We start from the raw sequence: 24,879 nt of genomic DNA, 5'->3' as shown, positions 1-24,879 counted from the left end.
GATTAGCGAATTTTCTTAGCGTTCGAACCACCATCAATATCTCCACCTAATGCCTTAGATAGCTTATTCAATAGCTCATTACATTTAGCAGAGAATTTACTCTTATTCTTTTTCAAACACTCAGCTTGTTTCAATGAAGCAGTTTCTAAATTATTCTGCATCTCATTCATATCAATAGGACAGAACTTCATTAAATCGCCCATACAATTTGAACCAAGATCATTGGCCATATTACTAAAGCTCGATACCTCTGAGCGACACTGAGCTGGCAGTTTAGAAACATTTTCTTTTACACATTTTGCAAAGTCACTCTTAGCACCTGCACAGAGCTTTTCAATCTCATTCCCACAGTCAACACCATAGGCCGTAAATGAAAACAAAAGAACGAAAATAACTTTCATAAATACTCCAAAATTAAGAATCAACTTCTCATAGTTTATATCCATATTGAAAAAAACAAAAATAATATAATTAATGGTGAGAACCCCTAGAAAGTGCTGCCAATTAATAGAGGCTCGCATTTTTACCAATGCTAGGAGGGCACTAAATGTATTTTCAGGTGATAAATGACCAAAATCATATAGAATAATCTCCTAAGTTCCCAATTATCCGATATTTCCCATTGGATATATTTAGGAAAATTCGTAAAATAGTCTATATAAACACTATTTCTGGAAATGCTTATGAAAAAGGCAAATAAATTTATACTCATCAAAGACCTACTCACTATGCTTATGTGCTGGAGTTTATTCTTCTACGACATTGGAAGTATCTACGCACAGTCAAACGTCTCTAGTGCCACTGTTGATTCACAACAAGAGTCACAGGCCAAGGCCAACTACGATGCTCATCAAAGAAATGATGCCACGAACCTCACTAATGGAAATCTTTCAAAGTGTGAAACTGGTTATCAAGGAGCTGAGGATAATAGAGAGGCCCAAAGAGAGTATAGAAATAGCCTTACTCAACAAGGCTTTAGTGAGCTCGATCAAAGCTTCACCGGAATTGATGCCAAAGAAGGATCATTAAATAGTGGTAGTGAAGCCCTTAATACAGCGACAGGTGGGATCGGTCTTCAAGAGCCAGGACAATCCAATAATATTGATAAGCAGAATGCTCTTGAAAAAGAGAGAAGTGAAATTGATGGAAAGATTGCAGCACAACAAGCTGTCGTAGATAGAATTCAAGATCAAATTAGAAGTCTTCAAAACAGATATGATGACTCATTTCTAAACTCTAGTGACCGTGCAAAGCTTAGTATGTTGCGCGCTCAACACTTTAAAGAGAACGCTGTTTTACAACAATTACAAACAAGAAAGTATAGACTCAAAGCAGAGATTAGAAAGAATGCGCTAACGGATGGTAAGAACTCTGTTAAAGATGCTGATAAAGCCGTTGGAGTTGCTAGGGTTCAAGCAGGCATTCAAGAGAAACAATATAGAGATTTAATTTCAAAGATTCAAAGTCAAGAAGATATGGCCGCAGAGAATCTTAGAATTGCAGAAGAGAGAATTGCTGAAGTTCAAAGAGAGTCATCACACAACGCTGACTTTCTTATTTTTGAAAGAGCAAAGGCATCTCCTGATGAATCAACTCAAAAAGGTAGAAATACAATTTCTAACTTAGAGATTCTTTCAATGGCCTCGGCCGGTATGACTAATTTAAAGTGTGTCGACTTCTCAAGAGTGAAGTCTAAGTCCTACCCTCTTTTTAAGGCCGCGACTGCAACCTATATTGCCAACCATTTAAATACGACGAGTGAATACACTAAGGTGGCCAAGGAATGTATTTTAAAGTGTGTGTCTATAGAAGAGATTGCTGCCGACCAAAAACTACCAAGCGATCAGAAGAGATATCCTCAATTTCAAAACTTAAAAGTTGAAAATGCCACAGCAAATTGTAAAACAGATGACGGAAGAGATGGTCTCTTTGAAAATGATAACGTGGCCTCTGACGATGAAGATGAACAATACGCTTCAATCGAGAGAATGGCGGCACTTTATAGAAAGCTTGCTGAGTTCACAGAGACAAAGGTAAGCTCTCAACAAGACGCTCTCAAACTCTTTATGGCGGCTCATGCAGCGGCCTTAATGGAAGTCTCTACAAAGTCTACCCTAGTGGCAGCAGCACAGGCCCAGCTTGATAAGGCCATTGCCGAAAAGAAGAAAGCACAAAACTCAATTACAATTTATATTGCTATTATCGCTATCTTAGTCGCAATCAATAGTACATGTCCTGGCTGTTGTGGTTGTAGGGCCGGAGCACTTGCAGCGGCCATCGCCCTTCTTGCCATGTATAGAAAGGACTTAGCAAAGGCGAATCAAGATATTGCGAAGTGGAAGAAAGAATTACAGGAAGCAAGAATTCATACACATATGATGTGTAATTATCCAGGTGAAGACGCAAACTTTGAAATGCTCAATAGACCTTCGACAATTCCACTTATCTACCCTAAATCGAGAATTATGCAACAAGTGACGGCACAGGTTACTCACGAAGCCCTAGAGTCAGAAACTAAGATTGCACAGACTATCGAGTGGATTAGAAATCTACAAGGGGCCAAGAGTTCACTTGCCTATGACGAAAGGATCCCTAAGAAAGTTGAAATGCTAGGACTTTTAAAGCGCGTTGGACTTTACTTGAAAGATCAATCTGAAAATATTGGTGATAAATTAACAGGAGTTATGTTTCCACAAGCATTTGCTGTAAATTTAGAAAGTGGTATTGGACTTCACGACCAGTCGGGAAGTTTTGCTCAATATCTAAATATGAAAGTAGGAGCATGGAGACTTCAAACTTATAATGCTTCTTTAAAAGTAGACCTTAGAAAGAACCCTGTTACTATTGAACATCTCTACCCTAATCAACCGATGATGCTAGGATTTAGAGAATATATGCAAAAGAATTCTCCAGAAGTCTATGGAAAGCTCATCGAGCAAACTGGTTTCCCTCTACCTGAAACTAGAGCCGCGTACTTAAAATCAGTCGTTGATATGCTAACTAAGAATATTGAAATGAATAGCATGGGTCTAGCAAGTATTCAGGCCATTAATAATCAATATGCAGAATTACTTAAGCAGGCCCGTATAGCTATGGACGTGAGCACAGGTATCTCAGATGCAGCGATGGAGATTAAGAGAAATCCAAATGTGTGTATGTCTGGATCGGGCGATGGAGAGATTTCTATTGACGAGTCTTGTGCTTGTAAATCAGCTAATACTTGTACCAGTTTCAATATGCCAAATTTTGGTTCTTTTGAGGCGGGAGACCTCTCAAGTAATTCGCAATTTCTCATCGATGGAGCAAACTTCTTTGCAAAGGGAGATCCATCTAAAGGAAAGACATCTTTTGGAAAAATGGGTGATAACTCAGAGGCCCTATCAAGCATTAATAAAAAGCTAAGTGGCTTTAAAATTAATATTCCAAAAGAAGTCAGTGGAAAAAATGGAACAAAGAGTGGCAATTCTCAAAACGGTGCAAAAATCACAAAGAAAAAGAACTCGTCTTCAGATTCTTCCCCTGGTGATAGTCTAGATTCTGATTCTTTAAACTCTAGATCATCCAGGTTTGCAAGAAATGCTAACGATAAGGCCATTAACGACAAAGAAACAAAAGATGGTGACTCAGCAGATTCAAAAAGTGTTAGCTCTGCAAGCGCAAGTTCTGGTGAACAAAAAGGAGTGTTAGCAAATTCAGGAAAGGCCAAAGCAAGTAAGAAGAAAGATGCCTTCAATGTTAATGATCTAGATCTTTCTGGACTTGATGGTGATGAAGTTTCTGAAGCTGACATTGACTTATCAGAGTTAAATAAGATGAGAGATAGAAGAAGAAACTCTAATGGTGGAAGTAGCACTGGATCAACAATGGGAAGCTCACAGACCTATGTTGGTGCAGATGGACAGATCTATAGAGACACTGATGGAATTAATCTCAATACAAAGACTAGTATCTTTAAGATTTTATCTGAGAGATATAAGATGAGTGCCATGCCAGTACTGTTAAAGAAAAAGAAGAAAGAGGAATTCTAATGGCAGTAAAACTCATTAAGTTGAGAAAGAATCAAAATCGTTTTCCTCTAGATGAAATTAGTGATCTCTCAAAGTACTCAGGACTAGAAATTATAGGAGGCTCTATGGCAGAGCTTCCCGATTTCTTAGAGTCAGCACTTCACTTAGAAACTCTCTCTATAAATATCCCTGAACTTGTACAGCTTCCAGGGTTTATTTATAAAATGCCTCACTTAAAAATTCTCAAGATTAAGAATTCCAAAATTGCATCATTAGATTGTAAGAGTATTCACTTTGAAAATTTAGAACTTCTTGATCTTAGTAATAATAAAATGACTTCACTTCCAAATTGGACATATGATCTGAAGAAACTTAGCGAGTTATTTGCTAGTGGCAACGAGATCAATAATATTGAAAATGGCATAGGTGAACTTAAGAATTTGAAAAGAATAAATCTAGATAAGAATAAGCTAACGTCAATTCCAAGAGAGTTGGCCCAGCTAAAAAAACTCAACCACCTTTCATTAGAAAATAATCTCTTTAGCGAAGAGACAAAGAATGAGCTCTTTTTAAATTATAAGATTTGGTTTAATTAAACTCTAATTCTAGCATTCGCTTTTCTTAGTCGCTCTAGAAGCGTATTGATAAGCGCTTTATACCAAGATGGTTGTTCATTAAAATACTTCTCGAATTTATCAACAGGAATAACTAAGAGTTTTACCTCACTGATGGCCCTTACTGAAGCACTCCTAGGTTCCTTATCTAAGAAAGACATCTCGCCAACAAGCTCACCAGAATAGATTGTGCCAATCTGATTCTCTGCTCCACCACGGACTTTGTAAACGGCTAGAGAGCCACTTTGAAGATAGTACATTTGAGCACTCTCCTCTCCCTCTCTAATTAAATATTCACCAGCTTTTAATTCGATAATATCAGCAGACAAAATTCACCTCATTTGTTTTTTATTTATTTTAGCAAATTCTGTCTGCCTGTAAAGATTAGTTGAAAGTGAGCTCTCCTCCAGAAGCATCTGACCAATTTAGAACAATTCTATCTCTTCCAAGCTCGCCCTTAAGTATCTGTTTAGAGAGAGGTCGAACTACAATTCGATTAAAGACAGACTGAAGTGGTCGAGCACCATAGCGAGGATCATAGCCTAGTTTAGAAATATGATCGATAAGCTGATCGCCAAGCTCAACTGTTAGTTCCTTCTCAGTTAATCTATCGTTCAATAGTCTGACTTGCTTAGAGACAAGTTCATGCATAACATCTTCACTTAATTCGTTAAAGTTGAGTCTAGCATCAATACGTCCTAAAACTTCAGGCTTGAAATCCAGTTCAAGATTCTTTGAGTTTGTCGTTAACATTATAATTGTATTTTTAAAATCAACTGTTCTTCCCTTGCTATCAGTTAGCCTTCCATCATCTAGAATCTGAAGTAAGATATCAGAGAAGTCGTGATGAGCTTTTTCGATTTCATCAAAGAGAATAACCGAATAAGGCTTCTTTCTCACTGCTTCAGTTAAAACACCACCTTCATCGTGTCCAATATAACCAGGAGGCGAGCCAATGAGTTTTGCGATAGAATGCTTTTCTGAGAACTCAGACATATCTAAACGTATAAGATTATCTGGCCCGTTAAAAAGGTATTCACAGACTGACTTAGCTGTTTCAGTTTTCCCTACACCAGATGGGCCCACAAAGAGAAATGAGCCAAGAGGTCTACTCGGATCACTAAGTCCAGCATGGGAAGCGATGAGTGTTTCGCTTATTTCGTGTAGGGCCTCTTCTTGTCCATAGACTTTTGATCTTAGATAATCTTCTATTTTTAAGATATTTTCTTGCTTAGACTTTAGAATCTTCTCAACAGGAATCCCTTTTTGTCTGGAGATTACGTTGGCAATATCCTTTGCCCCTAATACCCATTCATGAGCGCACTTTTCTAGCTCTGCTTCTGTCTCTGGAATAAGTGAATACTTTAATTCAGAGGCCTTCTCATAATCTTGTTTTCTTTCGGCCTGCTCAAGTTCAAATTTATACCTCTCCAAATCACTTTTTAATGTGGAGACTTGCTTCATAGAGAAAACTTCTTTTTCCCATAGATTTTTTTGCTCACTAAAATCTTTTTCTAATTCAGCAATTTCTCTCTCTAGTTCTTTTTCTTTAGCACTATTCTTTTCTATCTTTGAATAAATCTTTTTAGAGCGAATTAGTGATTCCAAATCTACAAGCTTAGATGGCATCGCCTCAGCTGATAACTTGAGTGCAGATGCTGACTCATCTATTAAGTCTATCGCCTTGTCTGGAAGATTCTTATCTTTAATATATTGATCAGAGAGAAAGACAGAGTTATATACTGCCTCATCAGAAATTTTTATTCCATGATGGGCCTCTAGCTTATCTCTTACTCCCATAAGTATCTCTACAGCATCTTCTGTACTAGGTTCTAAGACTGGGACTGATCTGAATCTTCTATCCAGTGCTGAGTCACCTAAAATATACTTCTGATACTCTTCATCAGTAGTCGCACCAATACAATTGAGTTCACCTCTAGCAAGTGCCGGCTTAAGAAGATTGGCAGCATCCATTGCACCGTCAGTCTTACCTGCACCAACTAATTGATGAATCTCGTCGATAAAGAGAATACACTCTCCCGCTTTTTCTTTTAAAAACTTTATAAGTCCTTGAAGCCTCTCTTCAAATTCACCTCTAAACTTTGTTCCGGCCATAAGAGAGCCCATCTCTAGGGAGTAAACAGTCTTTCCTTCAAGGACATCGGGAACATTTCCTTTAACAATAGACTCGGCCAGTCCCTCAACAATGGCGGTCTTTCCCACACCGGCAGGACCCACAAGAATAGGGTTGTTCTTGGATCTTCTACCAAGAATCTCCATCACTGCGCGAATTTCTTTTGTTCTCCCTATAACGGGATCGAGCTTCCCCTGCTCAGCTAGTTCATTTAAATTTATTAAAAAACTCGGGACTTCGCTTTCACTTTCTTCATTTGCAAATTCGTTATAATCAATATCTAGTTGTGGAAAAATCTTTGGTAAGTACTTTAACAAGTCTCTCTCTCCTACACTTTCGCCACCTCTTTGCACGACATCGCTAGAAGCAAATGTTAGCCACTCACTCAGACTCGCGTCTGGTCTTAATTGCTCTACAGAAATTGCATTAGAAACCGTAGGAAGGGCCTCTAAGAGCTTTAAAACTTCTTTCTTATGAGCCGCCAGGGCCTTTTTAGAAAATGTTTGAGGGTTTGTGAGAAGTCCCCACAATAAGTGAACTGCACTCAAAGTTGAGTTCTTTCTCTTTAAGGCCTCAGACTGAGCGATATCTAGAGAGCCTGTAATAATCGAATCAAATTTATTCATAGAAACTCCTTCGTTCCATTATTTCTCCTAATAAAGATGATATCGATATGAGATTCGTCAAGGGTGGCCCTAGATTTTTTGTTTTCAATGCCCTTTTTCCCCCTTAAAATAAGATAAATTCTAATGCTTAAGGTTTATAAATGTTGAAAAAAATTATTCTTATACTCTGTCTTTTTACTCAATTTAACTTGCTTGCCTCTAACTATCCTGCACCAACTTTAGAGTCACCAAGATCTACGATGAATTACTTTTTAAAAACTATGAAAGGTTTTAAAAAAGGTGATCAAGAAGGTCTTAATCTGGCCATAAAGGCCCTAAACACAAGTCAGCTAGATCAGACCTCTAGAGTTTCGACAGCTAAGTTAGCGGCCAAGAGACTGATCAATACATTAGACCGTCTGGAGTATATAAATATAGCGAAGATTCCAGATAAAATGAAAGATTCAAATCTTTGGATCTACAAGAAAGAGAGAATTATTGATCATGGAAATGAAATATTCCTAGAGATATCTATTGCAAGAGATAGTGATAAGATGTGGAGATTCACACCTCAGACTCTCTCTAGTATCGAAGACTTTGAAAAGAGTGTACGCTCAAATAATGTCGCCAAGGGTGTTATTGAACTCAAGTCATGGAAGGAGAAGTTTAAATCATTCTTTCCAAGTTGGACTTCTCAGAGATCATTTCTTATTCTCAATGGCCAGTGGATCGCCCTCTTTGCCTTAGTCTTCTTTGGGCATATCTTAGAGAAGCTTATTCGACTTATAATCATAGCAAGAATCAAGTCAATCTTTGAAAGCCAAAATATACACTTTACACAAAAGAGAGAGGGCTTCTTCTCTCCACAGGGATTTTTCTTCTTTTCCATTTTCTGGATATTTGGACTAGAGTTTCTAGAGCTTCCGGACACGATACTTGGACCATTACTTCGAATTGGCTATATTGCTTTCACAATTGCAAGTGTCTTTACTATTACACAGATCATTGATGTCATTTGTCAGTACCTAGAAAAGAAGGCGTTGGAGTCAGAGAATAAATTTGATGATGTGCTCATTCCGCTCATTAGAAAATCTGCCAAGTTTCTTGTGTATTGTTTTGGAATCATCTTTATTGGGGACTCACTAACTCTAGATATGAAGAATATCTTGGCCGGTCTAGGGATCGGTGGTATTGCTTTTGCTCTAGCAGCAAAGGATACGATCTCTAACCTCTTTGGCTCGCTCACAGTTCTAATTGATAGACCTTTTAGTATTGGAGATTGGATCGTTGTTGATTCAAAGACTGAGGGAACCGTTATTGAAGTTGGACTTAGATCTACGCGAATTAAAACTTTTTATGACTCAATTATCACCCTCCCAAACGGATCACTTACAAATGCGACTGTAGATAATTTAGGAAAGAGAACCTACAGAAGATATACAACGAAATTGGGTGCTCAATACGATACTCCAGTTGAAAAAATTGAAGCTTTCTGTGAGGGAATTAGACAAATTATTCTCTCTCACAAGTGGACTAGGAAGGATTACTTTCACGTCTACTTCAACGGAATGGGTGATTCTAGTCTAGAGATTCTAGTCTATCTCTTTTGGCGTGTACCAGATTGGAGTGCGGAGCTTCAAGAGAGACATAGATTACTCATTGATATTCTAAGACTTGGTAGAGAGCTTGGAATTGACTTCGCCTTCCCAACACAGACTCTTCATCTCTTTAATGAAGAACAGAAGGCCAAGGAGAATTGTGACTTTGAGGCGCTAGTCTATGGTAAGGAATTGGCAAAGGGAATAACTGAGACTCCTATTAGCACAAAACACCATAGGAGTGGAAAAATCACAAGTGATGAAATTTCACTTTGAATTCTTTGAGAAGTTCTTCTTAATAATTGGAAGAACTTTCTCTTGAAATTGCTCTTCTTTAAAGGGCTTAATAATGAAGTTCTTAACACCACTACCAAGGATAGATGTGATTTTATCTTTATCTAACTCACCCGAGACTATAATTACATCTTCTATTCGGTTGAGCTGATCTGTACCAAGCTCATTAATGACATCGAGACCACTCTTCTTTGGCATATTGACATCGAGAAGAATAAGTCCAAATTTTTGATTTCTTAATTTATTACAGCCAAGCACTCCATCACCAGCAATGATGATATGCCTAAAGACACCTAGATTTTCACAATAAGATTTTAGAACCCTACAGATACCTGGGTCATCATCAATAATAAGACAATCGAGCTGATTCTTTTCCATAAATTATTCCCATCAATTATTTTAGTAATTATTCGGAAATAAAATTCACAGGCCTAACTTAAGATCTCTTCAAGATTTAAATATCACACTTAGTTGCGCCAAAGAGACACTTCTTCTTCACAGTCTTAGAGACAAGAGGAGGAACCATCTCTTCCCAACCGTCAACTCCATCTTGAATCATACTAAGTACGGTTCTTGACCAAATCGTACTGTAATTTTCGTTGTAGTCTTCGATATCAACGAGAAGCCCATTTTCCATAAGATACATTAATAAGAAAGTTAATTTCTTATCAACTTTAATTTTTTCAATTGTAATCATCTCAGCTGGGTTCTCTTCGTCATGCCCAGGATAGACATAGAGCTTAGTTTTCTTACCAAAGAGCGCGCCTATTCCGGCCAGTGGGCCAAAAGAGTAACTCTCATATTTTTGAAGATCAAAAATCTCTTCAAGATTATATACACCTAGAACAAATGAAACATTCTTTCTGGAATATGTTTCAAGATATGTATTTAACTCAAAGAAGTTTTCAAAACTCGTGATGAGAACTTTGTGTCCTAGGGCCGCAAGAATATCTACTCGTGCGAGGAAGTCAGCGTTATCCACCTCACCTCTTTCTTTAAGCTTAGACATACTGATCTCAGGAAGTACCATAATATTTTTCTGCTCTTCAGCTTCAAGGTCAGTTTCAAATTTTCTAAGCCCTGTATCGAGCATATCCATATTCACATAAGTAGGCGGTCTAAAGCTCCCACGACAGACGAGAACGTTCTTCTTATAGAGAGCATCTGTTGCTTGTACAGCAGATCCATCTGAATCAAACATTATGGCCTTACAGAAATTTCTCTTAACAAATTCAAGAGAGAGGACTCTATTGTCCACATTCTTAAAAGCGTCACCACAAACTCTAATCATATCAATTTCAATTCGCTCACTAGTTAATCTCTCCTCAAGAGAGTTCGCAAAAGAAATAGAATCGCAGGCATGATTAAAACAAGCGTAAATAAGGTTAACACCAATGATTCCTAAGACCTCTTGTTGTTGAAGATTCTCTTTATCTTTAAGTCTTACGTGAATAATACATTCACTTGGTTTGGCTCCCTTCTTGTGCTGAAACTTAACACCAAGCCAACCATGACCATCACCAGTACTCTTAAAGCTCTTCGCAGCGACAGTGTCAGCAAAAGCAAAGAATTGCGTATCCTTTCCTCTCGTCTCTCTAAGTCTGGCTTCTAGCTGATCATATTCGCGATCAAGCATTTTATGTAATCTATCTTCGCAGACATAGCGCCCACTCTTTTCCTTTCCATAAATCGTATCCGAGACAATCATGTCATAGGCAGAGATCGTCTTTGCAATGGTTCCAGCAGCACCACCGGCCCTAAAGAAGTATCTTGCGACTTCTTGACCTGCACCAATCTCTGCAATAGTTCCATAAATTTTATCGTTTAAATTGATCTCCAGGGCCTTCTGCTCAGGATTTAGAGGAAGATTAAAACTCATTCTTTGCCTTTGAAAAATTAGATATTTATCAATAATAGCAATATTTTTTAAATCTCAAAAGGTGCAAAGAGAAAGAAATCAATAAAAATAAATTCTACCCTAGGGCCAAAAAAGGTGAAATTCGCCATATTTTATTGGCAAAAACTTTCAAATACTTTCATTTTTAATCTATTTCGTTAACAAATCGAGGCCAGCTGTCGAAAAGTTTGAATATACGCTATAATAGAATAGCGAACTAAGAGGAGGCCCCATGGAAATCGTTATTATCGCAGGAATTATTTTTGGATCGGCCATGGCCATTGAACTAAAGAGACAAAGAGACCTAGAAAAAAGTCGCGTCCCTGTAAAAGTTAAGGCCAGAAAGTAGACTGAAAAAGTCTATTTACAACTAATACCATTAATCAATTCATTGATTATGGATCCGTACTTCTTATGGTCCTTACTTCTAATAACGCTTTTAATCTTGAGCCCACCACTCTTACATTCTTTTAAAATATCTAGAGCGTAGACTTTTATATTTCCAGGTAGAATATAATTATAAGAGTAGATAACTCTATCCTTTTCCAACTTTGGAGCTGAGAAGTTTAGCTCACTCGCCTTAAGAGTTCCAAGATTCTCTCTATTGTTTTTTTGAAAGGAGTCAAAGTTACTCTTTTGCGCGCCCTTAGAAAGAGCATGCTTAGGAAGTTTATTTAAAGGAAAGAGAGCAACACTTGGTCCATGGTGCTTAAGCTCCTTACTCCAAATCAAAAGTGGAGTATTTAGAAATTTTTCTTTGGCTTCAAACTCATTTGGAGTTTTAACATTAACCTTTAAAGAAGTTTTCTTATCTTTGATTATATATTCTTTGGCCCATAGATTTTGACCAAGCATGAGCAATAGAAGAGGAAGAAGTAATTTCATTAGACTTGCTCCCTTCCACAGTACTTATTACCAGCTAGTGCGATATCAATCTTCTTTGGCGCAGCAAGCTTGAGGTTATCCATAATTTCTGCGAATTGCTCAAAACTATTATCCATCTTTAGTCTAGGGTTGAAACTCTTCTCCTCACCTATAGTTGAAAAGAACTCTCCCTTATAATTATGACCCGGTAGAACTATTGTCTCATCACCTAAAGTAAAGAGCTTTTCTCTTACACTTTTAAAGAGGGATTCATTAGAGCCTTGTTGAAAATCAGTTCTGCCACACCCTCTAATTAAAAGTGTATCCCCACTAAAGAGAAAGTTATCAATAAGAATACAAGCTGAACAATTAGTATGACCTGGAGTTTCAATGAACTTAAAAGCTAGATCGTTGCTCACTTGAATTTCTTCACCGTCATTCAAGCACTTTGCTTGAACACAATCAACAATGGCGTGATTACTTAACCCAATTGTTGCTCCAAATTTAGTGTGAAGATCAAAGGCACTAGTTATATGGTCTGCGTGAATATGAGTTTCTAAAATCCACTGCAGCTTTAGGCCTAACTCAGTTATGAGGTTCACATCTCTTTGCAATGTTTCCTTTACAGGGTCAATGATGATCGCGTCCAAAGTCTCGTTATCGTAAATAAGATAAGTGTAAGTTGAGGACTCTTTTTCAAATAATGGACGTACTGTAATTTTCTTTGAAAATATCATTTGCAAACTCCGTGAATGTATAAGTAAAAATCAAGACTTAGCTCTTAGTCAATAAGTTCTCTCGAAGAAAACATTACACATAGCATTGTTTGGAATTTTGACTTCATCTACAATTCTGGCTTCGGAGGATCAATGACATTTAAGCGCTGTTTTTCAGTAATATTATTTATTTACATCACTATTTCTTCTTCATTTGCAGATGCACCTAAGGTCGTATACGGAATCGATAATCGTGTTGAGAGTGAGGAATTCTCTGATCAAAGATTTAGCTCAGCGGCCAGCTCCGTAGCTGGTATGGTATGGAATAAGAAGTTAACTCAATCCCAAGACAATTCAGAAGTTTTAAACTTTAAGAAACTCTCTATGCAGCTCTACTATAATGTGTGCAAAGAAGAGCGCTTTAGTGATCAAATTCCTCTTCCAACTTGTACTGCCTTTTTAGTAGGGCCGGATCTTCTTCTTACAGCGGGTCACTGTATTAACGATGAGACTCAATGTAAGCAAAATACTTGGATCTTTGACTATACGAAAGGAACACAAGCAATTAATAAAGACAATGCCTATTCGTGTAAAAAGCTTATCGATAGAAAACTTAATACTAATACAGTGAATGTTAAGGACTATGCTCTTATTCAATTAGATAGAGAAGTCACAAACCGAGAGCCTCTTAAGCTTAGACGAGATGGAAAAGTGAAGCGTAACACTCCTCTAATCGTCATTGGACATCCGGTTGGTCTTCCTTTAAAAATTGCTGACGGTGCAAAAGTCAGTGGCTTTAAATTTGCGGATTTAATTCATCCTATAACGTCTCTCAAAAAGAGAAAGAATTACTTTGTCACTAATACTGATACCTATATTGGAAATAGTGGCTCACCAGTTTTTAATGAGGAGACTGGAGATGTTGAAGGAATTCTTATTCAGGGTAAGAAAGACTTTTATTACACAGGTGAAGATTGTCTAAGGTCAATTCACTATAAGAATAAATCTAAAGAGTCTGATGAGAAAGTTTTTAGAATTTTAAAAGTTGATAATTTAGAGCAGGAAATTCAAAAGTCATATGAAAGACATAATAGATAGTCCCAAAGGACTATCTATTCGCTCTCAGAAGAGTCGCAGCTTCTTTCGCAAAATAAGTAAGGATCATATCACAGCCCGCTCTTTTGAATGAAGTTAACATCTCCATCATTACAGCTTCACCGTCAATCCAACCCTTTTCATCTGCCGCCTTTACCATGGCGTATTCTCCACTAACGTTATAAGCAGCAATAGGAAGAGTTGTATTAGATCTCATATCGCTAATAATATCGAGGTAACTAATCCCTGGCTTTACCATGAGAATATCTGCTCCCTCTTGCTCATCTAAAATTGTTTCTCTTATGGCCTCTCTCTTATTGGCAAAGTCCATTTGATAAGTCTTCTTATCTCCCGATTTAGGCGCTGAATCTAGAGCGTCTCTAAATGGGCCATAGAATGCAGAGGCATACTTAGCAGTGTAAGACATAATAATTGTATTAGTGAATCCTGCTTCATCAAGTGCGTCTCTAATATAACCAATTCTTCCATCCATCATATCAGAAGGGCCAATAATATCACTTCCGGCCTTGGCCTGAGAGAGGGACATCTTTGCCAAAATTTCTAGTGTCTCATCGTTTAAAATTTCTCCATCATCGGAGACAACTCCATCATGACCATCACTAGAATACGGGTCCATGGCCACATCACTCATCACGAGTATTTCTGGACAAGCTTTCTTTACCGCCCTAATGGCCCTTTGAAAAAGTCCATCGTCATTATAAGACTCTGTTGCGTACTTATCTTTTTTAGAATCATCTAAAGCAGGAAAGAGTGATACACATGGAACACCTAATTCCCAAAGTTCTTCAACTTCCTTAACTAGTAAATCAATACTCAATCTATATTGACCAGGCATAGAGTCAATGGCCACAGACTGATTCTCCCCTTCTATAACAAAGAGTGGAGCAATGAGGTCATTACTCGTTAGAGCATTTTCACGGATAAGGTTTCTAATAGATTTTGAATTTCTATTTCTTCTAGGTCTATAGGTCATCATCTTTATAGTCCCATGCTAAGTTTTGTTTTAAACGCTAGTGCGTAAACAGAGATTTGCTTTACCATTGAACTAAGTCCATTAGCTCTACTCATAGAAAGATGCTGGCGAAGACCAATTGTCTCTAAGAAGTCTGGCTTCGTCACAAGAATCTCATCAGGTGTAGCGTTAGAGTAAACCTTTAGAAGAAGGGCAATAATTCCTTTAACAATAGCAGCGTCACTATCTGCGTGAAAATAAACCTTACCATCTTTAAGTTCACCGTAGAGCCAAACTTGGCTTTGACAGCCCTTTACCTTATTCTCTTCTAATCTATATTCCTCTGGTAAGGCCTCTAATTCCTTTCCAAGACCAATAATGGCCTTATACTTATCTTCCCAATTTGAAAATTTCTCAAATTGCTCAACTAGTGAGTCTACTCTATCGCCAATGGCACTCATATCATTCCTCGGTGTAAATAAATGTAAGATTTTTAACAAAATTTCACAAAAATGTCTAAATAGCATTGTACATATGTGAAATTGTTCTATTATACTCATAGGACAAAAGTACTATACAACATTAGAGAGCTTATGAAAGTAGATGAATATGGACTATCAAGAATAATTCTTAGCGCCCGTAAAAAGAGTGGACTTACACAATCTGAAGTCTCAAAGAAAACGGGAATCACTCAAGGAACGCTATCTAAAATTGAATCGTATCAATGCTCTGTTTCGGCTAAACACTGGTTTTTACTAAGTAAATTACTGGATATCCCGGCCGACTCTGTTTGGAGCGGTGTTATTGAGAGAAAGGGTAGGCCTAGACTACAAACAACTGGCAACCCTTTTAAGCTCCCAAAGAAATATCTCAATGAAGCGAATACTAGTGTGCGAGAAATTGCTCCTATCATTAAAATTATTTGTGAAAAATTTGGCAAAGCTGAGTTTGAATCATTTATTAGATCACAGAAAGTAAGTGATCTCTTTTTCATAGATTATAGTAATTTGATTAACTCGCAATTTGTTATGGACTTGATGAAGAGATTCTATCCACAAGATATCCCAGATGATATTTTGACTAGACTCTCCGCCCTTACGAGTACGCTCACTCCTGACTCGGAATTAGATCTAAAGGGGGAGAAGCCTAAACTCGAACAAAGACTTACGAGTCATTCTATCTAAGAGCAATCACATTTTTAAGGAGGCCATCAATTGCACTCATGGCCTCTGAGTTTGCTGAAAAACTTTTTTGCGTCTTCATCATATCTACAAAATTATTAGTGATATCTACATTTGATTGTTCTATAGCGTTTGTACGAATATCTCCGCGCCCCTGCTCACCACTCTTTCCTAGAGATACTTGCCCAGAAGTTTGATTACCCACAAAGAGATTCTGTCCTACTCTTCTTAAACCTTGCTCATTAGTAAACTTTGCAACAGCAATCTTTCCTAATTGAACACTCTTTCCATTATCATAGCGCAGAGTAAGTGATCCGCCTTTATCAAAACCTAGACCAACCACTGAACCGGCTTCATTACCATTTCTTGTATTAGAGCTAACGCTTGTGTCTGTTCCAAATTGAGTTGTCGCAACTCCCTTATCTGTAAGAGAAAAATTTATGGCCTGTTCATCATTTTCTTTAAACGTTACATTAGCACTAAGACCAGAATCATTTACGAGAACACCTTTATTATCAAAGCTCGCAGTACCTGTTCCCAGTAAAACATCTCCCTCAACAGCAGGGTCTAAATCCTCACCTTTACCTACAGCATTGTATGACCAAACTCCTTGAGCCGTTTTAGTAAAGTACATTGTTAAGGATTGTTGTTCTCCTTTAGAATCAAGAACCGTAATTGATCTCTCAAAGCTACTTGTCTCTCTAGGGTTTTGAATATCAAAAACTTTTATATCTTCCCTGGCGTCTAAGTTCATAGTCATAGACACATTAGAAGTTGCACTGGCGTTCATACTTCCATTTGAAAGTTGAAGAGGCGAAACAGTATTAGACTCCTGTCCTTCTTCACCGTTATACCCAAGTACTTTATGCCCATCACTTGTCACTAAGTAGCCGTCCTTATCAAAACGAAATGAACCATCTCTTGTATAGGCCTGCCCAAAAGGAGTATTTACAGCAAAGAGACCTGTACCATCAATAGCGAGATCTGTAGCAGAATTTGAATGCGCTAAAGTCCCTTGCGAGAGATCTCTCTTTGAAGCATCTATAATTGCACCCGCACCAACTTGATCTCCTCCGTCAGCACCCATTGAAGCAGTGTTGAGCATTTCAGAAAACTCTGCACGACTTCCTTTGAAACCATTCGTTCCAGCATTGTTAATATTGTCGCCAACCATCTCTAGCTTTCGACCAAGTTGCTTGGAAGTATTTGCTGTAATATTTAAATTTTGAAATAAGCTCATTAGGGTAATCCTTGGTGAGGAGTTCTAAATAATTTTACTAAGAATTCAAGGTAAAAAGTAGCTGGTAAAAATGTTTAACTAAACGAGTCAAGGAATGTATTTACTGATAGCTACCAAAGAGATTCATCATTTAAATCTAGAGGTTTAGACTTCTTGAAGTGATCCTTCATTTTAAAGCCCTGACACTCAGTTCCGGTCTCTCTTTTTACAACTTGAGACGGAAGAAATTTAGAGCTAAAACCATAGAGCTTGCAAGCACGCGGGTTCTTGGGGTCCCAAGAAGCTTTGTAATGGACGCATTTAAGACATGCTGGTTTATCACTCATCTTTTACTCCTGCGCTTTACACGCTCTCTAATCTTCTCAAGCGCCAAGTTCAAAAACCACAGGGAAGAAAGTTCCGCCTCAGTAAGTGTCCAATATTTATGCACTAGCTTTTGTAATTAATTCACTTATCTTTATCCGTTTTTCCATTTCCTCTAGAATGGAAAAAAGAGTGATCTCGCAATGACTAAAATTCAAACAATCTCAAAACTTTAGACAATGCAAATGAATAACTCTTACGTAAATCACTGTTTTTACATGGATTTTTTTGGCACTAAATTAGCAAAGATATAAATTGAATTAAAATTGGAAGTGAAATGAAAGAAAGCATTCAAAACTCAGCAGACAATCTGGTTATGTTCCCTGCGGCTAAAAATTTTCCTGTTGAGACATCAAGTGAACAAGAATTAATAAATAACGACCCACTCGAGGCGCTCTTAAATGAGTTTGCACATATTCCATCTCAAGATGAAATCTATGATGAAGATGAATTAATCGAAGAGTCTGCTCCAGTACAAAAAAAGCTCGGACAACTGGAGAGAATTTTACTGATTCATCAACAACTAAAGAAGCTAGAAGATACAACCCAAAGAATGAAATACCTAATCGATGAGATAGAAGACTTTCTTCCAAAGAAGGTCAATAGATAATGAGATATATTAAAGCTCTTCTCATTCTAATTGCTCTATCGAGTACTACACTTGCCTTTGATACGACAAGTGAAATTGAAAAACTCAATACTGAATTCAATCAATATCAAAAATATCCAATTATTATTTTTAATAAAGATAAGATTAGAAGTCTTTTAGTTGAAGATAAGAATCAAAATATAAAGAGTATTACTCTTTATATGAAAGAGACTTTCAATATTACGATAGATCACTTTGAAGCAGAAAGTATTCTCGACTATCACACTGTTTTAAACAACTCGGCCAGTGCACTTCCTTTTAAAGAAAAGCGCTCAAAAGACTATAAGTTCTGTGCCGTCTTTCCCTCTGGAGCGAAGACAAATCATAGTGAAGAAGTAGAGAGAATTCTAGGAATTCATGACTCACTCAATCCCTATCCTAAGGACACAGTGGAGCGAGTAACTGAGCTACTTACACTTAAAGAATTAAAACTTTTCTCTCTCTATCATGAACTTTCACACTGCCTAGATGAAAAGTATATACCTGATAGCTTTGCTACAGATGGTCACCATATTCATATGGCAGAGTCATTTGCAGAAAATCTTGCTGCACTTATTCTTACCAAGAGATTTGAATTTAGAAATATTGCTCTAAAGAGAAGTATACTTAGAGGCCTCTATACTCGTTATATGGGAAGACATATTATTCGTGATGAAGATACAATTGTAATGCATCCAAGTGCTAAGCAAATGGGTGTGGTCTATTATCTATCACCGACACTAATAAAGCTTAATGACACTCTTCAAAGTTATGATTTTAGAAGAGGAAAACAGTCTATGCAGGAATTAATGGCCATCGCACATTCAAATGTAGAAGAGCATGCCTTCAGCTCTAGGACTTTTCAAGCGATCGCTGCTTATTTAAAAGATGGAAGAGAAAATTCTCTCTTTAGATATAGAAACTTTTCAGCTTCATCGCCGGACTTATTCTACATAACATATTTGCGCCTAAGAAAAGAGATTCTCTTCTTAGACGACTTAGATTTCTTATTAAATTCTTTTTAAGAAGTCATATTATCTTCAAAGGCGGCCAGAGCTGCCTTCGCCCCTTCGCCCATTGAAATGATTATCTGCTTATAAGGAACTGTTGTCACATCGCCGGCAGCATAGATTCCAGCAATATTTGTTCTACACTTTGTATCGATTTCAATTTCACCAAACTTATTTGTATTCACAACATCTTTTATGAATGAACTATTTGGACTCAACCCAATCTGAACAAAGACACCATCAAGCTTTTGCTCGTGTAAACTTCCATCTTCACGGTTCTCATACTCAAGAGCAACAACTTTATCTCCGTCACCAATGACCTTTGATGTTCTCGCATTCTTTATTATATTTACATTGTCTAGTGACTCCAATTTCTTCACTAGAACCTCGTCGGCCTTTAGCTCAGTAAGAAATTCATAGAGCGTTACAGACTTAACTATACCTGCGAGATCAATCGCCGCTTCCACTCCAGAGTTTCCTCCTCCAATTACGGCAACATCCTTTCCTTTATAGTATGGGCCATCACAGTGAGGACAATAGGCCACTCCTCTACCGGTATATTCTTTTTCACCCTCAATCCCAAGTTCTCTCCACTTAGCACCAGTTGCAATAATGAGAGATTTTGTCTTTAACGTTTCGCCACTACTTAAAGTCAGCTCTTTTAAGCTAGAGTTTTCAACTTTTTTGACAAGTCTATGTTCAAGAATGCTTATATCGTATTCATTCATGTGTCCAAGGAGTTTAGAAGATAACTCTGGGCCTTCTGTATATGGCACAGAGATTAGGTTTTCGATACCTTTAGTATCACTTACCTGTCCTCCAACTTTCTCTGCAATGACAACTGTCTTAAGACCTTTACGGGCAGAGTAAATGGCGGCCGAAGCACCCGCAGGCCCTGCTCCAACGACTACAACATCAAAAGTTCCAAGCTCTCTATCTTCATCGCTTAAATCAACTGAACCAAATTTCTCTTCTAATTTTGTTAAAAGGGCCGCAAGGTTTGTCTTACCAGAACTAAAGAGCTCGTCCCCTACCATAACACTAGGAACCCCCTGAATCTTAAGTCTTTCAATCTCTTCTTGTTCAAATTCACCATCAACCATTTCATGAGAAATATTTGAATTTAAAATTGAAATAAGATTGAGCGATTGAACCACTTCGGGGCAATTCTCACAAGAGAGAGAAATATAAGTTCTAAGCTTCACATCACCCTTAATACTCTTAATTCTTCGAATGATTCCTTCATCTGGAAGCTTACCTTTTAAATCTGAATTTAAAATAGCTAAAACAAGTGAAGTAAATTCATGTCCACCTGGAATACCTACAAATGAAACACCATTAAACTCTCCGTTATACTTTATAGAGAATGATGGAGCATTTGCGCTCTCACTACTTGCACTTACAGATATTTTATCAGAGGTCTGCGCTAGAGAGTTTAGCATCTCAACAAGCTCTGCCTGTTTAGCATGTTCGCTATTGTTATAAACGAGCTCAATCTGATTTTCTAAATTTTGATAGACGCCTTTTAGCTGATCTAATATCTGTGAATCCAACATAGTATTATCCTCATTATTAAATGCTTAAAAAAGGGCCACTTTTGTGGCCCTAAGTAATTTTGATCTCTAGATTTTACCTACAAGATCTAGACCTGGTTTTAGAGTTTCTCCACCTTGCTTCCACTTAGCAGGACAAACTTCATCAGGGTGCTCAGCAATAAACTGAGCAGCTTGAACTTTTCTCATTAACTCATCAGCGTTTCTTCCGATTCCATTATCATTAACTTCAGCAAGTTTAATCTCACCAGCAGGGTTAATTAGGAACGTTCCTCTATAAGCTAGACCTTCCTCTTCAATATGAACACCAAATGCTCTTGTTAGAAGACCTGTAGGGTCAGCTAGCATTGGGTAGTTGATTTTCTTAATTGTATCAGAAGTGTCGTGCCACGCTTTGTGAGTAAAATGAGTATCAGTAGAAACTGAGTAAACTTCTACACCCATTTTTTGGAACTCAGCATACTTATCTGCCATATCTCCAAGCTCAGTTGGACAAACAAATGTAAAGTCAGCTGGGTAGAAAAATAGAATTGACCACTTACCTTCTAAGTCTTTATTAGTAACTGTTTTAAAGTCATCGTTGTGGTAAGCTTGAACACTAAATTCTTGAATTTTTGAATTAATTAAAGTCTGCATATATACTCCTTTAAGGTTTATCGATAGGAGTAATTTAGCACTATACGCTCATCATCTCTAATACTTAAAAACAATAAGGCGATAGATTTTATCTATATCGTGAAATTAGGACTTTTTTGATATCCTCTTTTTTTACAGGCTTAGAGATATAATCGACCATCCCTACTTCAAAGCACTTGATTCTATCATCGTCCAAAACATTGGCAGTCATCGCAACAATTGGCGGAGCCTTATCACCTAGAGACTTTATAATCTCCTCCGTGGCCTTTAATCCATCCATTACCGGCATCTGCATATCCATGAAGACGATACTATAGTCTTTTGAGCAGGCCATCTCTACACCTTCCTGACCATTCTCAGCAATGTCACACAAATAGCCAAGTTTTGCTAGTAGTGCAGAAGCAATCTTTTGATTAACCTTATTATCTTCGACTAAAAGAATAGTATGAGGATTTAGCTCAGAGAACTTATCATCATCTTGATTCTTTAAGAGTTCATCTTCAACTCTTATATCATCACTTTCAACACCTATTTCTAAAGGAAGTGAAAAAGTTATATTAGTCCCCTTCCCCGGTTCACTTTCAAGCTTCACTTCTCCGTCCATGATCTCAATGAGTTTAGAACAAATAGAGAGCCCTAGACCAGTTCCACCATAAACTCTCGTCGTAGAAGAATCGGCTTGAGAGAACGCCTCAAAAATATTTTCCTGTGCATCACTATGGATACCTATTCCTGTGTCAATAACACTAATAACAAGAGAGACATCTCTGTCGCTCTTTTTGATAGCGCCAACCTCTATCTTCACTTCCCCACGTTCAGTGAACTTTATTGCATTAGAGAGAAAATTTACAAGGATTTGTCTTATTCTTGTCACATCACCTTTTAAAAAGAGCGGCACAACAGAGCTGATTGTACTTGTAAGGTTTATCCCTTTTTCTGAAGCTAGAGTAGAAAAGAGAAAAGTTGTATTCTCTATACAATTTCTAATATCAAAATCTCTGATATCAAGCTCATACTTACCAGCATCCAGCTTACTAATATCTAAAATATCATTTAAGATTGTCATAAGAATATCACCTGATGATTGAATCGTCTCAAGCATATCCATTTGTTCTTTGGTTAAGTCTGACTCTGATAAAAGAGAAATCATTCCTAGAATACCATTCATAGGAGTTCTAATTTCGTGAGACATATTGGCAAGGAATTCCGACTTTGCTTCTTCAGATGCCTCGGCCATTTCTTTTGCTATTACTAATTCTTTTTGAATTATGACATCATTAGTAGAGTCCCAATTGACTCCTAAGACTTTAATGGCTTTGCCATTCATATCTCTTACAACATCAGCTTTTGCTTTAATAAACTTAAGAGTTCCTGATTTTGTAATAATTCTAAAGCTCGTTTCATAATGATCCTTATATTTGATCATCTCTATAAATTCCTGCAAGGCCTTATCTTTATCCTCAGGATGCATGGTACTCTCCCATGCTACAATATCATTCTCATAGTCACCTTTGGAGTAACCCCAAAGATTATACATACTATCATCAAGCTCTAATCTTCTCTCTACAGGGTAATATGACCAAAGAGCAACTCCAGTACTTTCTAAAATGATTTTCCTTTCATAATCTTTATCATTCTTATATTCTTCTAATTTCAAATAGGCGATCATCTCTGTAATTGCCTGGATAAGAGGATAGAGATATTCGTAGTAATCTAGATCGAACTTCTTCTCATCTGAAGCTATTAATATATAGAGTGATCTAAGCTCATCTCTATGAATCGTAAAAGCAATAAAGTCCTCTGCACCTGGGATCAATATCTCATTTTCTGTAGAGTAATCACTTAGATAGTGATCTCCATGTGCAATGATCTTCCCTAGCATCTCTTCCATCATTTCTTGATTAGAAGTAAAGTCCGAGAGTCCCACACTATAAACATATCGCTCATCAGCTGCACTGATAGGATAATAACCTAAAATCCCCTTAGAACAGTCACAAGCTTCGAGAAGAGTTTTTAAGCAATACTCATAGAAGCTTTGATGATCATCATTAAATGTAATATATCTCTCTCTTAAATCTTCAATAGCTGTCTCTATAACTTCTTTCTTTTTTAGAGATGTTATATCTGAATGTGTTCCTGTAAAGCGTAGAGGCCTTCCACTTTCATCACGAAGAGAGACAACTCCTTGATCTAGTATATATACCCATTCACCTTGCTTATTTCTCATCCGGTGAATATTTCTATATTTTTCAGTCTTACCCTCTAAATACCTACGTATATCATTTTGTGCAGCCTCAAGGTCCTCTGGATGAACTCTAGACTCCCAAGACTCTATAGAAGGTTCAATTTCATTCAATTCATAACCCAACATTCTTGCCCAACGAGAGTCATATAACACAGAGTTTGTCTCTAAATTCCAATCCCATATTCCTAAGTTGGCACTATCCAAACTTAGGTCTAGGTACTTATTAACTTCAACTAGTTTAACTTCATTATTTATGTACTGAGTGACGTCTTGAAAGGTCCCTACGAGTTTAACCACGCGATCACTCTCCACGACGGCCCTTCCTACAGAGCGAACCCATTTCTTCTCACCATTATTATCTACAAATTCAAAAGTTCCATCGAAGGGCAATCTATCTTCTATACACTTACTTAGAAGAACTTCTAATTTCTCCCTTGATTCAGTCGTATAATTTTTAAGGCCATCAATCTTACTCGTTGGCGTCCCTAGTTCAATTCCATAAATTCTATAAACTTCATCTGTCCACTTAACTTCATTAGTTTCAATATATAATTCCCAACCACCAGCGGAAGCCATTCTTTCAACTTCTTGCAGTTGTTCTTTTGTCTTAACTAGCTCAAGATTTTTCACTCTTTGGATTAGGAGCGCCATAACATTTCGGGCAAGGGCCTTAAGGGCGGTTAGTTGTTCTTCAGTTATTTTCTTTGGCTCATGATCTATGACACATAAAGTACCAAGCCTAAAACCATCTTCAGTTACAAGAGGTATTCCTACATAGAAGCGAACATGGGGCTCTCCAGTTAAGAGAGGATTATCACAAAATCTTTCATCTAAACTTGCATCCTCTACAATAAGAGGCTCGTCTGACATAATAGCGTGACCACAATAAGAAACATCCCTTGGAGTTTCCTTTGCTGCTAGTCCATAATTTGCTTTAAACCACTGTCTCTCTAAATCAATTAAACTTATGAGTGCTATCTTAGTTTGGCATAGATTTGCCGCTATCATGACGATATCATCAAACTCTTTTTCAGCTTCCGTATCTAAAATCTGAAAACGCTTTAGAGCATCTATTCTTAATTTGTCATTTTCTGGAATTGGAGCCTTCTTCACTTCTTCCTCTTAATGTTTTCTTTAGGTTCTTATCGACAAGTTAATAAAGAATTTTACTTTAAAATTAAAAAGTTATGAGAAAGTATTTGAGAAAATCAATCAGCTAACCAAAG

At 37.3% G+C, this 24,879-nt stretch carries 21 protein-coding genes; 7 read left to right on the top strand and 14 right to left on the bottom strand.

What is annotated here, in order from left to right; translation table 11 throughout:
• Positions 1–2: 2 nt before the first annotated feature.
• The gene (locus tag BMS_RS07340) at positions 3–401 is read right to left on the bottom strand and encodes a hypothetical protein (protein WP_096909339.1); all 399 of its coding nucleotides are present in this window, start codon (positions 399–401) and stop codon (positions 3–5) included.
• 282 nt (positions 402–683) lie between these two features.
• Here BMS_RS07340 and BMS_RS07335 point away from each other — a divergent pair, with 282 nt between their 5' ends.
• Together BMS_RS07335 and BMS_RS07330 are read left to right on the top strand one after the other, a co-directional pair.
• Positions 684–4,028 carry a hypothetical protein gene (locus BMS_RS07335; protein WP_044557388.1) on the top strand — a complete coding sequence of 1,115 codons (3,345 nt, stop codon included), beginning with the start codon at positions 684–686 and terminating at the stop codon, positions 4,026–4,028.
• Entirely contained in the window at positions 4,028–4,603 is a 576-nt protein-coding gene (locus BMS_RS07330) for a leucine-rich repeat domain-containing protein (RefSeq protein ID WP_014244175.1), read from the top strand. Before BMS_RS07335 ends, BMS_RS07330 begins: the two co-directional genes overlap by 1 nt.
• On the opposite strand, the gene BMS_RS07325 is transcribed toward BMS_RS07330, so the two are convergent.
• Both BMS_RS07325 and BMS_RS07320 read right to left on the bottom strand, forming a co-directional pair.
• Positions 4,600–4,950 (bottom strand): Crp/Fnr family transcriptional regulator, encoded by a 351-nt coding sequence (locus BMS_RS07325; protein ID WP_014244174.1) that lies wholly within the window; start codon positions 4,948–4,950, stop codon positions 4,600–4,602. The two genes, BMS_RS07330 and BMS_RS07325, sit on opposite strands and share 4 nt — an antisense overlap.
• A gap of 55 nt (positions 4,951–5,005) precedes the next feature.
• On the bottom strand, positions 5,006–7,381 hold the full coding sequence (locus tag BMS_RS07320; RefSeq protein ID WP_014244173.1) for an ATP-dependent Clp protease ATP-binding subunit: 2,376 nt from the start codon (positions 7,379–7,381) through the stop codon (positions 5,006–5,008).
• Between the two features lie 140 nt (positions 7,382–7,521).
• Between BMS_RS07320 and BMS_RS07315 the strand changes: the two genes are divergently transcribed.
• Positions 7,522–9,234, top strand: a complete 1,713-nt coding sequence (locus BMS_RS07315; RefSeq protein ID WP_014244172.1) for a mechanosensitive ion channel family protein — start codon at positions 7,522–7,524, stop codon at positions 9,232–9,234.
• Here the strand turns inward: BMS_RS07315 and BMS_RS07310 are convergent.
• From BMS_RS07310 to BMS_RS07295, 4 genes are all read right to left on the bottom strand, one after another.
• Positions 9,226–9,630: a response regulator gene (locus BMS_RS07310; protein WP_014244171.1), complete on the bottom strand. Its 405-nt coding sequence runs from the start codon at positions 9,628–9,630 to the stop codon at positions 9,226–9,228. The two genes, BMS_RS07315 and BMS_RS07310, sit on opposite strands and share 9 nt — an antisense overlap.
• A 76-nt stretch (positions 9,631–9,706) precedes the next feature.
• Positions 9,707–11,131, bottom strand: coding sequence for a hypothetical protein (locus tag BMS_RS07305; protein ID WP_014244170.1), 1,425 nt, complete (start codon positions 11,129–11,131; stop codon positions 9,707–9,709).
• Positions 11,132–11,509: 378 nt separating this feature from the next.
• Entirely contained in the window at positions 11,510–12,034 is a 525-nt protein-coding gene (locus BMS_RS07300; protein WP_014244169.1) for a hypothetical protein, read from the bottom strand.
• Positions 12,034–12,750 (bottom strand): MBL fold metallo-hydrolase, encoded by a 717-nt coding sequence (locus tag BMS_RS07295; protein ID WP_044557387.1) that lies wholly within the window; start codon positions 12,748–12,750, stop codon positions 12,034–12,036. Before BMS_RS07295 ends, BMS_RS07300 begins: the two co-directional genes overlap by 1 nt.
• Before the next feature lie 132 nt (positions 12,751–12,882).
• On the opposite strand from BMS_RS07295, the gene BMS_RS16870 reads away from it, so the two are divergent.
• Positions 12,883–13,827: a trypsin-like serine peptidase gene (locus BMS_RS16870; protein WP_014244167.1), complete on the top strand. Its 945-nt coding sequence runs from the start codon at positions 12,883–12,885 to the stop codon at positions 13,825–13,827.
• 10 nt (positions 13,828–13,837) lie between these two features.
• Here the strand turns inward: BMS_RS16870 and hemB are convergent, their stop codons facing one another.
• Both hemB and BMS_RS07280 read right to left on the bottom strand, forming a co-directional pair.
• Positions 13,838–14,821 (bottom strand): porphobilinogen synthase, encoded by a 984-nt coding sequence (hemB, locus tag BMS_RS07285; protein ID WP_014244166.1) that lies wholly within the window; start codon positions 14,819–14,821, stop codon positions 13,838–13,840.
• Between the two features lie 2 nt (positions 14,822–14,823).
• Positions 14,824–15,258 carry a SufE family protein gene (locus BMS_RS07280; RefSeq protein ID WP_044557386.1) on the bottom strand — a complete coding sequence of 145 codons (435 nt, stop codon included), beginning with the start codon at positions 15,256–15,258 and terminating at the stop codon, positions 14,824–14,826.
• Positions 15,259–15,390: 132 nt separating this feature from the next.
• Here BMS_RS07280 and BMS_RS07275 point away from each other — a divergent pair, with 132 nt between their 5' ends.
• Positions 15,391–15,981, top strand: a complete 591-nt coding sequence (locus BMS_RS07275; protein WP_044557385.1) for a helix-turn-helix domain-containing protein — start codon at positions 15,391–15,393, stop codon at positions 15,979–15,981.
• Here BMS_RS07275 and BMS_RS07270 read toward each other — a convergent pair.
• Both BMS_RS07270 and BMS_RS07265 read right to left on the bottom strand, forming a co-directional pair.
• Positions 15,974–17,218, bottom strand: coding sequence for a flagellar hook protein FlgE (locus BMS_RS07270; protein ID WP_014244163.1), 1,245 nt, complete (start codon positions 17,216–17,218; stop codon positions 15,974–15,976). The genes BMS_RS07275 and BMS_RS07270 overlap by 8 nt on opposite strands.
• A gap of 110 nt (positions 17,219–17,328) precedes the next feature.
• The gene (locus BMS_RS07265) at positions 17,329–17,544 is read right to left on the bottom strand and encodes a hypothetical protein (protein ID WP_014244162.1); all 216 of its coding nucleotides are present in this window, start codon (positions 17,542–17,544) and stop codon (positions 17,329–17,331) included.
• A 314-nt stretch (positions 17,545–17,858) separates the two neighbouring features.
• On the opposite strand from BMS_RS07265, the gene BMS_RS07260 reads away from it, so the two are divergent.
• Together BMS_RS07260 and BMS_RS07255 are read left to right on the top strand one after the other, a co-directional pair.
• Complete coding sequence (locus BMS_RS07260; RefSeq protein ID WP_014244161.1) at positions 17,859–18,191, top strand: hypothetical protein; 333 nt, start codon at positions 17,859–17,861, stop codon at positions 18,189–18,191.
• Complete coding sequence (locus BMS_RS07255; RefSeq protein WP_014244160.1) at positions 18,191–19,234, top strand: hypothetical protein; 1,044 nt, start codon at positions 18,191–18,193, stop codon at positions 19,232–19,234. Before BMS_RS07260 ends, BMS_RS07255 begins: the two co-directional genes overlap by 1 nt.
• On the opposite strand, the gene ahpF is transcribed toward BMS_RS07255, so the two are convergent.
• The 3 genes from ahpF to BMS_RS16865 all read right to left on the bottom strand — a co-directional run bounded on the left by ahpF (position 19,231) and on the right by BMS_RS16865 (position 24,766).
• The gene (gene ahpF / locus BMS_RS07250; RefSeq protein ID WP_014244159.1) at positions 19,231–20,775 is read right to left on the bottom strand and encodes an alkyl hydroperoxide reductase subunit F; all 1,545 of its coding nucleotides are present in this window, start codon (positions 20,773–20,775) and stop codon (positions 19,231–19,233) included. The two genes, BMS_RS07255 and ahpF, sit on opposite strands and share 4 nt — an antisense overlap.
• Before the next feature lie 66 nt (positions 20,776–20,841).
• A complete protein-coding gene (ahpC, locus tag BMS_RS07245; RefSeq protein WP_014244158.1) occupies positions 20,842–21,408 on the bottom strand; it encodes an alkyl hydroperoxide reductase subunit C in 567 nt (188 codons plus the stop codon).
• Between the two features lie 88 nt (positions 21,409–21,496).
• Complete coding sequence (locus tag BMS_RS16865; RefSeq protein ID WP_014244157.1) at positions 21,497–24,766, bottom strand: PAS domain-containing protein; 3,270 nt, start codon at positions 24,764–24,766, stop codon at positions 21,497–21,499.
• Between the last annotated feature and the right edge of the window lie 113 nt (positions 24,767–24,879).

It is taken from the genome of Halobacteriovorax marinus SJ, from assembly GCF_000210915.2.
Taxonomy (GTDB): domain Bacteria; phylum Bdellovibrionota; class Bacteriovoracia; order Bacteriovoracales; family Bacteriovoracaceae; genus Halobacteriovorax; species Halobacteriovorax marinus.
The sequence above is the reverse complement of the archived record's forward strand: the minus strand, read 5'-3'. Positions and strand labels throughout refer to the sequence as shown.